Here is an 11,457-nt window from a genome sequence, read left to right on the forward strand (position 1 = left end):
GACATGCATGGCCGACACAATGGGCCATTCAGCGACAGCTACGCGTAACAATGCGCGGGTGGCGCTCGGCATCTTCGTGCTGGCGCTGGCACCGCAAATCTTCGAAATCATCTGGTCGCTCGGGACCATCGTCGGCTGGGGCAGCGGCCGCGGACCCGCGGCCGCGCTGATCGGCCACACGAGCGCACTGCTCGCAGGAGCACCCGGCGCCGTGTTCGGCTCGTTCGGCGGCGAGGCCAAGAAGCTGTCCTCGGACGTGCTCCTGGCGCTGATCTACTCCTATCCGCTGTTTGCGGTGGCGATCCTCACGATCTTCATGACGATCAGGTCGCCGCAGGACTATATCGGCGGCGTCGTGCTGATGGCGGTGGCGCTGTTTGCGCTGTGGGCGTCGAGCGACCTGCAGGGCATGCGTGGATTTTCGTTCGGAGCCGGCACGGCACCGCGCATGTTCGGCGGGCTGCTGGTCGCGTTGTCGGCCGGCATCGCGCTCACCGGACTTTTGCAGGACGGGCCGGCGCTCGCGCATTACTCCTGGCGGGGCCCGCTGTTCGTGATGGCGGCGATCCTGTTCTTTGCGCTGGCGATCCGCCCACTGGGTCTCGTCGTCTCGGCGTTCGCAAGCTTCCTGATCGCAGCGACCGGCTCGCATGAGACGCGCTGGATCGAGGCCATCATCGTCGGTGCTTGCCTGACGATCGGCTGCGCAATCCTGTTCCCCTACATATTGGGGCTGCCGATGCCGATGTTCCCGCGTTTCCTGGTGCAGTGAGGGCATAATGGATCTCTTTGCCAACCTCGCTCACGGCTTCGTCGTCGCTCTCACGCCGATCAACCTGCTGATGTGCCTGATCGGCGCCCTCGTCGGCACGCTGGTCGGCGTGCTGCCCGGTATCGGCACCATCGCAACGGTGGCGATGCTGTTGCCGATCACGTTCGGCCTGCCGCCGGTCGGCGCGCTGATCATGCTCGCCGGCATTTATTACGGCGCCCAGTATGGCGGCTCGACGACCTCGATCCTGGTCAACATCCCGGGCGAAGCGACCTCGGTCGTCACCGCGCTCGACGGTCACCAGATGGCCAAGCAGGGCCGTGCCGGCCCGGCGCTGGCGATCGCAGCGATCGGCTCGTTCTTCGCCGGCTGCGTCGCGACCGTGTTGATCGCGGTCCTCGGCGCGCCCCTCACAAAACTCGCGCTGGCGTTCGGCCCGGCCGAGTATTTCTCGCTGATGGTGCTGGGCCTGATCTTTGCCGTCGTGCTGGCGAAGGGCTCCGTGCTCAAGGCGATCGCGATGATCGTGCTGGGACTGCTGCTCTCCATGGTCGGCTCCGACATCGAGACCGGCGCGTCCCGCATGGCCTTCAACATCCCCGAGCTCGCCGACGGCCTTGGCTTTGCTACCGTCGCGATGGGCGTGTTCGGCTTTGCCGAGATCATCCGCAACCTGGATCACGGCGCGGAACTGAACCGTGACCTGGTGCAACAGAAGATCACCGGCCTGATGCCGACCAAGAAGGATCTCATCGACTCCGCGCCCGCGATCGGACGCGGCACGGTGCTCGGCTCGATCCTCGGCATCCTGCCGGGCGGCGGCGCGGTGATCGCCTCCTTCGCCGCCTATACGCTGGAGAAGAAGATAGCGAAGAACCCGTCGCGGTTCGGCCGCGGCGCGATCGAGGGCGTGGCGGCGCCGGAGAGCGCCAACAACGCCGCGGCGCAGACCTCCTTCATCCCGCTGCTCACGCTCGGTATCCCGCCGAACGCTGTGATGGCGCTGATGGTGGGTGCGATGACGATTCACGGTATCGTGCCGGGCCCACAGGTGATGCAGAAGCAGCCGGATCTCGTCTGGGGTATGATCGCCTCGATGTGGATCGGCAATCTGATGCTGATCATCATCAACCTGCCGCTGGTCGGCATCTGGGTGCGGCTGTTGCGCGTGCCTTACCGGCTGATGTTCCCGTCGATCGTGATCTTCTGTGCGATCGGCATTTACTCCGTCAACAACGCGCCCGTCGACGTCATCCTTGCCGGCGTGTTCGGTTTGGTCGGCTACTGGCTGATCAAGCACGATTTCGAGCCGGCGCCGCTGCTGCTCGGCATGGTGCTCGGGCCGCTGATGGAGGAGAACCTGCGGCGCGCGCTTCTGATCTCGCGCGGCGACTGGAGCGTGTTCGTGACGCGGCCGTTATCGGCGGTGCTGCTCGCGATCGCGGCGGGGCTTCTGGTGCTCGCGGTGCTGCCCGCCCTGCGCGCCAAGCGCGACGAGGTGTTCACCGAATCGGAGAACTGATCCGGCGCGCCTGCGTCGGCGGGCCGCAGGCGGAAGGCATCGACTTTCCTCGCAGTCTGGTGAAATGAAAATGCCGGCCATCATGGCCGGCATTTTTCTTTGACGTTTCGAAGGGGATTGAGATGAACACCATTCGCACGCTTGCGGGCGCATGCGTCGCTGCGGTGGCTTCGCTGTGCGCCATTGTCGCACCGGCTGAAGCGCAAAACTATCCGACGCGCAACATTACCATGATCGTGCCGTTCGCCGCCGGCGGTCCGACCGACGTCATCTCCCGCATCGTCACTGCGCATATGGCGCAGACGCTCGGACAGAGCATCATCATCGAGAACGTGGTCGGCGCCGGCGGCACCACCGCCACCACGCGGGCGGCACGCGCAACCAATGACGGCTATACGCTGATCACCGGGCATATGGGCACGCATGCCGCGTCCGTTCCGCTCTATCCCAAGCTCGCCTACCATCCCGAAAAGGACTTCGAGCCGGTCGCGCTGCTCGCGGGCACGCCGATCCTGATCCTGGCGCGCAAGGATTTTCCGCCGAAGGATCTGAAGGAGTTCGTGGCCTACGTGAAGGCCAATGCCGAGAAGGTGAATGCCGCGCACGCCGGCATCGGTTCGGTGTCGCACGTCTCGTGCGAACTCTTGCATTCGATCCTCGACGTCAAGCCGGTCGGCGTGCCCTTCAACGGCACCGGCCCCGCGATGAACGCGCTGGTCGGCGGCCAGGTCGATTACATGTGCGACCAGATCGTCAACGCCGTGCCGCAGATCAATGCCGGCACCATCAAGGCCTATGCGATCGCGACGCCCGCGCGCAATCCGTCGCTGCCCAACGTGCCGACCACGGCGGAAGCGGGGCTGCCGGCATTCCAGGCCCAGGCCTGGAACGCGGTCTTTGCGCCGAAGGGAACCTCGCCGGCGATCCTGGCGACGCTCAACGCGGCCGCCGTCAAGGCGCTCGACGACGAGAACGTCAAGAAGCGCCTGCTCGAACTCGGCAGTGTGATCCCGGCAGCCGCAGACCGCACGCCGGAGGCGCTTGCCGCCCTCGTCAAAGCCGAAGTCGCGAAGTGGAGCGCAGTGCTCAAGCCGGCAAGTTAGCGAGCCCGATCAAGCCGATAGAGAGGGGCGGAACGGTGGTTCCGCCCCTTGTCCTTTAGGTGCGGAGCGCTCACTTTTTCCGGGTATAATCTGTGGGATCGGCGAATCGCCGCTGTCGAAGGGCAGGGTCGGCCGTTAAGTTCGCCGTCCCCGGAAAGGCCATAGCGCGACCCCATGCACCAGTATCAGGACCTGCTTGAGCGGATTCTCTCAGACGGCGCCGAGAAGACCGACCGGACCGGCACCGGCACGCTGTCGGTGTTCGGCCATCAGATGCGCTTCAACCTGTCGGCCGGTTTCCCGATGCTGACCACCAAGCGGTTGCCGCTGAAGGCGATCGTGCATGAGCTGTTGTGGTTCCTGAAGGGTGACACCAACGTCAAGTACCTCAAGGATAACGGCGTCAGCATCTGGGACGAATGGGCCGATGCCAACGGGGACCTTGGCCCCGTCTACGGACATCAATGGCGCTCCTGGCCCGCGCCCGACGGCCGCAGCATCGACCAGATCGCCAACGTCGTCGAGATGATCAAGCGCAACCCGGACTCGCGCCGGCTGATCGTGACCGCCTGGAATCCGGCCGACGTCGAGAAGATGGCGCTGCCGCCCTGCCACTGCCTGTTCCAGTTCTATGTCGCCAACGGCAAGCTGTCGTGCCAGCTCTATCAGCGCTCGGCCGACGTGTTCCTCGGCGTGCCCTTCAACATCGCTTCCTACGCGCTGCTGACCATGATGGTGGCGCAGGTGACGGGGCTGAAGCCGGGCGAGTTCGTGCATTCCTTTGGCGATACGCATCTCTACTCCAATCATCTGGAACAGGCGCGGCTGCAGCTCACGCGCTCGCCGCGCGCATTGCCGGTGATGCGGATCAACCCTGACGTGAAGGACATCTTCTCCTTCCGCTACGAGGATTTTGAGCTCGTCGGCTACGATCCGCATCCGCACATCAAGGCGGAAGTCGCGGTCTAGACCCGATGTCGCTGGTCATCCGCCGTGCGCGCCCCGGTGAAGCGGGGCTGGTTCTTGCCTTCGTCCGCGAGCTTGCCGAGTACGAGAAGCTGCGGCACGAGCTTGAGGCGACCGAAGCGGACATCGCGGAGGCGCTGTTCAGCGATAACCCGCTGCTGTTCTGCGACATCGCCGAGTGGAACGCGGAGCCGGTCGGCTTCGCAGTGTGGTTCCTGAATTTCTCCACCTTCAGCGGGCGCCACGGCATCTATCTCGAAGACCTCTTCGTGCGTCCCTCGCATCGCGGCAAGGGCATCGGCAAAGCGCTGCTCGTGCATCTCGCGAGAGAATGCGTGGCGAATGGCTGGTCGCGTCTGCAATGGTCGGTGCTCGACTGGAATACGCCGTCGATCGAATTCTACAAATCGCTCGGTGCTGTCATGATGGATGACTGGACGCTGTGCCGCGTCACCGGCGATGCCCTGACCAATCTTGCAGGGAAGGCTGAGTGATGGAGATCGTGTTCGTCGTTGCGATAGCGGAGAACGGCGTCATCGGCGCCGGCAACGCGATTCCGTGGCGGCTGAAATCCGACATGGTACGCTTGAAGGCGCTGACCATCGGCAAGCCGGTGGTGATGGGCCGCAAGACGTTCGAGTCGCTGCCCCGGCCGTTGCCCGGGCGCACCAACATCGTCATCACCCGCGATGCGGCCTATCGCGCCAGCGGTGCCGTGGTGACGACGTCGTCGGCGGACGCGCTCGCGATCGCGCGCGGCGATGCCCTGCGGCGTTCCGTCGCCGAAATTGCCGTACTCGGCGGCGCCGAAATCTACAGGCAGTTGCTCGACAGTGCCGACCGCCTCGAGATCACGGAAGTGCACGCGCGCCCCGACGGCGACACGATCTTCGAGATCGACAAGGCGCAATGGGACGAGATGGCGCGCGAGCGTCATTCTGCGGGGCCGGACGACAGCGCCGACTTCTCCTATGTGACATATCGTCGGCGGCGCCCGGATTAACCGCTTTCGCCAATGTTTACATTGACTTTTCCCCGGGCCGGCATAGCTCGGAAGACGACCAAGCTTGCGTTGTAAGGGTCCCTTGGGTCCCCTATAAAGCGTCCGGACAAAGCGGGCGGGGGCAATTCCACCCTGCCGAGGAGACTGTCGAATGCCGTGGAAGAATCAGGGCGGTGGCCCGTGGGGCTCGGGCTCGAAGGGGCCATGGGGCTCAGGCCCGCAACCGGTCGGGCCGAGGCCGCCGGATCTCGAAGACCTTCTGCGGCGCGGCCAGGACCGTCTCCAGCAGCTCCTGCCCGGCGGCTATTTCTCCGGCGTTGGCATCACGCTGATCCTATTGATCGGTATCGCGATCTGGCTGCTCTCCGGCTTCTTCCGCGTGCAGTCCGAAGAGCTTGGCGTCGTGCTGCGATTCGGCAAGCATGTGCGCACGGTGCAGCCCGGCCTGAACTATCATCTGCCCTATCCGATCGAGACCGTGCTGCTGCCCAAGGCGCTGCGCGTCTCCACCATTTCCATCGGCATGACGCTGATCGACGATCCGGCCCGCCGCGGCCGCACCATGCGCGACGTGCCTGAAGAGAGCCTGATGCTGACCGGCGACGAGAACATCGTCGACGTCGACTTCACCGTGCTGTGGCGCATCAAGCCCGACGGCGTCGGCGACTTCCTGTTTAACATCCAGAGCCCCGAAGGCACCGTGAAGGCGGTCGCCGAAAGCGCGATGCGCGAGGTGATCGGCCGTTCGCAGATCCAGCCGATCCTGACCGGTGCGCGCAACGTCACCGAGCAGGGCGTGCAGGAGCTGATGCAGAAGACGCTCGACAGCTACGGCTCGGGCGTCCAGATCACCCAGGTGCAGATGCAGAAGGTCGACCCGCCGGCGCAGGTCATCGACGCGTTCCGCGACGTGCAAGCCGCGCGCGCCGACTTCGAGCGGGCACAGAATGAGGCCCAGACCTACGCCAACCGTGTCGTCCCCGAAGCCCGTGGCCGTGGGGCGCAAATTTCGCAGGTCGCCGAAGGCTACAAGGAGCAGGCGATTGCCGAGGCCAAAGGCCAGAGCGCACGTTTCCTGAAGGTCTACGACGAATACAAGAAGGCGCCCGACGTGACGCGTGAACGGATCTACCTGGAGACGATGGAGCGCGTGCTCGGCGGCTCCGAAAAGCTCGTCATCGACGGTGCGGCAGGGCAGGGCGTCGTGCCCTATCTGCCGCTCAACGAATTGACGCCGCGGCGGCCGCCGGCGCCGCAGGGCCAGCAGCAGAGCGGAGGCAACCGATGAGGTCTCCGGTCACAGGTTTCGTCTCGCTGCTCGTTCTGCTGCTCGTCCTGATCGTGGCCTACAGCTCGGTCTTCACGGTGCAGCAGACCGAACAGGCCCTCGTGGTTCGCCTCGGTGAGCCCGTCAAGGTCGTCACTGAGCCCGGGCTGAACTTCAAGGCACCGTTCATCGACAGCGTCATCAGCATCGACAAGCGGATCCTCGATCTCGAGAACCCGTCGCAGGAAGTCATCGCCTCCGACCAGAAGCGGCTCGTGGTCGATGCGTTCGCGCGTTACCGCATCAAGAACGCGCTGCGCTTCTATCAGAGCGTCGGCTCGATTCAGGCTGCGAACCTCCAGCTCACGACGCTGCTCAACGCAGCGTTGCGCCGCGTGCTCGGCGAGGTCACCTTCATTGCGGTGGTTCGCGACGAACGTGAGCGGCTGATGGCGCGCATTCGCGAGCAGCTCGACCGCGAAGCTGACGGCTACGGCATCCAGGTCGTCGATGTCCGGATCCGCCGCGCCGACCTGCCGGACCAGAACAGCCAGGCGGTCTACGACCGCATGAAGACCGAACGTCAGCGCGAAGCGGCCGAGTTCCGCGCGCAGGGTGCCCAGAAGGCCCAGGAAATCCGCTCCAAGGCCGATCGTGAGGCGACCGTCATCGTCGCCGAGGCCAACTCCGCGGCCGAACAGATCCGCGGTGCGGGCGATGCCGAGCGCAACCGGCTGTTTGCCGAGGCCTACGGCAAGGACCCAGATTTCTTCGCCTTCTACCGTTCGATGGCGGCCTATGAGAACGGGTTGCGCTCCAGCGACACCCGCTACCTGCTGCGGCCGGATTCGAATTTCTTCCGGTACTTCAGTCACCCGTCCGGCAAGACGGGCGCGGAGACACCGGCTCCGAAGCCTTGAGATCAAGGGCGGCTTCGCAAGCCGCCCACAAGACAACGATAACAGCACGAGGGGAGGTTCCCGTCCGATGAGGTCCATAGCGTTTGCCGACTTCCTCATCGGCTTGGGCATCCTGTTTGTGCTGGAAGGCATAATGTTCGCGGCGAGTCCGAACTGGATGCGCAAGGCGATGAAGAGCGCGCTTGCAACCCCCGATCACATCCTGAGGGGCGTCGGCATCGCCTCGGCGGTGGTCGGCCTGATCCTGATCTGGGTAATGCGCCGCCATAGCTGAGAAATCCGCTCCAAACGCCAAAGTGAAGCGCGTAGGCCGGTCTTTCGCCGTATTATCGGGGTTTTGAGGCCCGTTAAGGTCCGTGCTTGCGCCGCCCTTCGGTCGAGCGCAGTGTGGTGCCAACCCCCGACTCTCTGGAGATCATCTGATATGACCGCTGCCACCATTGCCACGACCCGCTTGCGCCTTGGTCTGGCTGCGATCGCGCTCGGCGCTTTCAGCGTCATCGCTTCGCCCGCCGCCGCGCGTGGGCCGGAGGGCATCGCCGACGTCGCCGAGAAGGTGATCGACGCGGTCGTCAACATCTCGACTTCGCAGACCGTGGAGGCCAAGGGCGGCGGCAGCAACACCATGCCGCAACTGCCGCCCGGCTCGCCCTTCGAGGAGTTCTTCGACGACTTCTTCAAGAACCGCCGCGGCCCCGGCGCCGGCAAGGGCGGCGAGCGCGGCGACAACACGCCGCCGCGCAAGACCAACTCGCTCGGCTCCGGCTTCATCATCGACACGTCGGGCGTCGTCGTCACAAATAATCACGTCATCGCGGATGCCGACGAGATCAACGTCATCCTCAACGACGGCACCAAGATCAAGGCGGAGCTGGTCGGCGTCGACAAGAAGACCGATCTTGCGGTCTTGAAGTTCAAGCCGACGAAGCCGCTGGTGGCGGTCAAGTTCGGCGACTCCGACAAGCTGCGGCTCGGCGACTGGGTGGTGGCGATCGGCAACCCCTTCAGTCTCGGCGGCACCGTGACCGCCGGCATCGTCTCGGCCAAGAATCGCGATATTTCCTCGGGTCCGTACGACAGCTACATCCAGACCGACGCCGCCATCAATCGCGGCAATTCCGGCGGTCCGCTGTTCAATCTCGAAGGCGACGTCATCGGCGTCAACACGCTGATCATCTCGCCCTCCGGCGGCTCGATCGGCATCGGCTTTGCCGTGCCGTCGAAGACGGTCGTAGGCGTGGTCGACCAGCTTCGGCAGTTCGGCGAATTGCGCCGCGGCTGGCTCGGCGTGCGCATCCAGAGCGTCACCGACGAGATCGCCGAAAGCCTGAGCATCAAGCCCGCGCGCGGCGCGCTGGTTGCCGGCGTCGACGACAAGGGTCCGGCGAAGCCCGCCGGCATCGAGCCCGGCGACGTCGTGGTCAAGTTCGACGGCAAGGATATCAAGGATCCCAAGGATCTCTCGCGCGTCGTCGCCGACACCGCGGTCGGCAAGGAAGTCGACGTCGTGATCATCCGCAAGGGCCAGGAGGAGACCAAGAAGGTCACGCTCGGCCGCCTTCAGGATCCCGAGAAGGTGCAGGCGGCTGTCAAGACCGACGAGCCCGCGCCGGAGAAGCCGGTGACGCAGAAGGCGCTCGGCCTGGATCTGGCAACACTGAGCAAGGATCTGCGCACGCGCTACAAGATCAAGGACAGCGTCAAGGGTGTGGTCGTCACGAGCGTCGATGCCAATTCGGACGCTGCCGAGAAGCGGCTCTCGGCCGGCGACGTCATCGTCGAGGTCGCGCAGGAAGCGGTCTCGAGCGGTGCCGACGTCCAGAAGCGTATCGAGACGTTGAAGAAGGACGGCAAGAAGTCGGTGCTGCTGCTCGTCTCCAACGGCGAGGGCGAGCTGCGGTTCGTGGCGCTGAGCGTGCAGTAAGAGAGGTGCAGTCATTCCGGGGCGATGCGTAGCATCGAACCCGGAATCTCGAGATTCCGGGTCAGGTCCTTCGGACCATCCCGGAATGACGACTGGAGAGACTACCCCTCCACGAACTCCTTGCGCGAATACCCCTGCGCATACAGTAGCGCGCTGAGATCGCCGTGATCGATCCGCGCTGCCGCTGCCGCCGCCACGGCCGGCTTGGCGTGATAGGCCACACCCAGGCCTGCGGCCTGGATCATCGCGAGATCATTGGCGCCGTCGCCGACGACGACCGTATCGATGTCGTCGAGATCGAACGACTCCATCAGGTCGACCAGCGTGGCGAGCTTCGCCGCGCGGCCCAGGATCGGCTCCTTCACCTCGCCGGTGAACTTGCCGTCGCGCACGATCAGCTCGTTGGCGCGGTTCTCTTGGAAGCCGATCTTGGCTGCCACCGCGCTCGTGAACAGCGTAAAACCGCCGGAGACGAGGCAGGTATAGGCGCCGTTGGCGCGCATGGTAGCGACCAGTGCGCGGCCGCCCGGCGTCAGCGTGATGCGCTTTGCGAGCACCTCGTCGACCACGCTCACCGGCAAGTCCTTCAAGAGCGCGACACGCTCGCGCAGCGCCGGCTCGAACTCGATCTCGCCGCGCATCGCGCGTTCCGTGATGGCGGCGACATGCGCCTTGAGGCCGGCAAAATCGGCGAGCTCGTCGATGCATTCCTGGCCGATCATGGTGGAGTCCATGTCGGCGAGAAAAAGCTTCTTGCGCCGGACGCCGGCAGGCTGCACGACGATGTCGATCGGCAGATCGCCGCGCATCTCGCGCAGCCGCTCCTCGATGGCGTGACGGTCGCGTTCGAGGTTATTCTCGGCGCCGAAGGGGATGTCGACCGCGACGCCGTCGAACAGCCAGTGCGCGGGCGCAGCCTGGGGCAGCACGGCGCGGGCGCCGTCCACGATGGTGGAGTCGAGCGCGGGACTATTCGGGTTGCAGATCAGCGTGGCGACGAGGGACATTTGAGGTTCGCGTGAGAGAAGGGAACGGGCAGTTGCGCAAGGCCGTGCTTATCGCAGGCCCGACCGCCAGCGGCAAGTCGGCGCTGGCGCTCGAACTCGCGCAAACCATCGGCGGCGTCGTCATCAATACCGATTCCATGCAGGTTTATCGCGATCTGCGCATCATCACCGCGCGCCCGACGCGGGAGGAGGAGGCGCGGGTGCCGCATCGCCTTTACGGCTATGTCGAGGCCAGCGTGAATTTCTCGGCAGGCGCCTGGCTCACGGATGCCGCTGCGGCGCTGGCCGAGGCGCAAGCGCAGGGCCGCGTGCCGATCTTCATCGGCGGCACCGGTCTCTATTTCAAGGCGCTCACCGCGGGTCTCTCGACGGTGCCGCCGATCTCCGCCGAGGTGCGCGAGAGCGTGCGCGCGCGGCTGGAGCGCGAGGGCGTCGAGGCGCTGCATGCGGAACTCGCGACCCGCGACCCACGCGCCGCCGAACGGCTGAACGTTCGCGATCGCACCCGCATTGCGCGCGCGCTTGAAGTGGTCGAGGCCACCGGCCGCTCGCTGCTCGATTGGCACCGCGAGAGCCAGCCGCCGCTGCTGCCGAAGGACAGTTTTCGCGCGCTGTTCCTCGCGCCCGAGCGCGACGAGCTCTATGCCCGCATCGACGCGCGCTTCGACGCGATGTTGGGCGCCGGTGCATTCAAGGAGGTCGAGCGGCTGGCGGCGCGCCATCTCGACCCGCTGCTGCCGGCGATGAAGGCGCACGGCGTACCCGCCCTGATCCGGCACCTCGCCGGCGAGATCAGCCTGGAGGAGGCGGCCACAATCGGCCGCGCCGACACCCGCCATTACGCCAAGCGCCAGTTCACCTGGTTTCGGCACCAATTGCCCGAATTCGAGTGGGTGAAGCCGGCGGAGGCGCGGGGCTGGCTTGCGGCCATCACAAGTGCGGGGCAGGAGCCCGGCTGACGCGGTTTTGTGCC

At 65.3% G+C, this 11,457-nt stretch carries 12 protein-coding genes; 11 read left to right on the plus strand and 1 reads right to left on the minus strand.

The genetic code is table 11. The annotated features are described in order from the left end of the window. Positions 1-7 precede the first annotated feature (7 nt). The 10 genes from KUF59_RS11875 (at position 8) to KUF59_RS11920 (ending at position 9,477) form a co-directional block, all read left to right on the plus strand. On the plus strand, positions 8-772 hold the full coding sequence (locus KUF59_RS11875) for a tripartite tricarboxylate transporter TctB family protein (protein WP_212457254.1): 765 nt from the start codon (positions 8-10) through the stop codon (positions 770-772). Positions 773-776: 4 nt separating this feature from the next. Further along, positions 777-2,294: a tripartite tricarboxylate transporter permease gene (locus tag KUF59_RS11880; protein ID WP_212457443.1), complete on the plus strand. Its 1,518-nt coding sequence runs from the start codon at positions 777-779 to the stop codon at positions 2,292-2,294. 122 nt (positions 2,295-2,416) lie between these two features. Beyond that, positions 2,417-3,397, plus strand: coding sequence for a tripartite tricarboxylate transporter substrate-binding protein (locus tag KUF59_RS11885; RefSeq protein ID WP_258769476.1), 981 nt, complete (start codon positions 2,417-2,419; stop codon positions 3,395-3,397). A 174-nt stretch (positions 3,398-3,571) separates the two neighbouring features. Then, positions 3,572-4,366, plus strand: a complete 795-nt coding sequence (locus tag KUF59_RS11890; RefSeq protein ID WP_258769477.1) for a thymidylate synthase — start codon at positions 3,572-3,574, stop codon at positions 4,364-4,366. A 5-nt stretch (positions 4,367-4,371) separates the two neighbouring features. Continuing rightward, the gene (locus KUF59_RS11895) at positions 4,372-4,857 is read left to right on the plus strand and encodes a GNAT family N-acetyltransferase (RefSeq protein WP_258769478.1); all 486 of its coding nucleotides are present in this window, start codon (positions 4,372-4,374) and stop codon (positions 4,855-4,857) included. Beyond that, entirely contained in the window at positions 4,857-5,366 is a 510-nt protein-coding gene (locus tag KUF59_RS11900; protein ID WP_258770000.1) for a dihydrofolate reductase, read from the plus strand. Before KUF59_RS11895 ends, KUF59_RS11900 begins: the two co-directional genes overlap by 1 nt. Before the next feature lie 151 nt (positions 5,367-5,517). Further along, complete coding sequence (hflK, locus tag KUF59_RS11905) at positions 5,518-6,654, plus strand: FtsH protease activity modulator HflK (RefSeq protein WP_212457250.1); 1,137 nt, start codon at positions 5,518-5,520, stop codon at positions 6,652-6,654. Then, a complete protein-coding gene (gene hflC, locus KUF59_RS11910; RefSeq protein WP_258769480.1) occupies positions 6,651-7,553 on the plus strand; it encodes a protease modulator HflC in 903 nt (300 codons plus the stop codon). Before hflK ends, hflC begins: the two co-directional genes overlap by 4 nt. Before the next feature lie 67 nt (positions 7,554-7,620). After that, a complete protein-coding gene (locus KUF59_RS11915; protein WP_212457248.1) occupies positions 7,621-7,827 on the plus strand; it encodes a DUF2065 domain-containing protein in 207 nt (68 codons plus the stop codon). Positions 7,828-7,977: 150 nt separating this feature from the next. Next, positions 7,978-9,477, plus strand: coding sequence for a Do family serine endopeptidase (locus KUF59_RS11920; protein WP_212457247.1), 1,500 nt, complete (start codon positions 7,978-7,980; stop codon positions 9,475-9,477). A gap of 101 nt (positions 9,478-9,578) precedes the next feature. Here the strand turns inward: KUF59_RS11920 and serB are convergent, their stop codons facing one another. Then, positions 9,579-10,484 carry a phosphoserine phosphatase SerB gene (gene serB, locus KUF59_RS11925; protein ID WP_212457246.1) on the minus strand — a complete coding sequence of 302 codons (906 nt, stop codon included), beginning with the start codon at positions 10,482-10,484 and terminating at the stop codon, positions 9,579-9,581. Between the two features lie 11 nt (positions 10,485-10,495). On the opposite strand from serB, the gene miaA reads away from it, so the two are divergent. Continuing rightward, positions 10,496-11,443, plus strand: a complete 948-nt coding sequence (gene miaA / locus KUF59_RS11930) for a tRNA (adenosine(37)-N6)-dimethylallyltransferase MiaA (protein ID WP_258769481.1) — start codon at positions 10,496-10,498, stop codon at positions 11,441-11,443. The last annotated feature ends 14 nt before the right edge of the window (positions 11,444-11,457 follow it).

Source organism: Bradyrhizobium arachidis (assembly GCF_024758505.1).
GTDB lineage: Bacteria > Pseudomonadota > Alphaproteobacteria > Rhizobiales > Xanthobacteraceae > Bradyrhizobium > Bradyrhizobium manausense_C.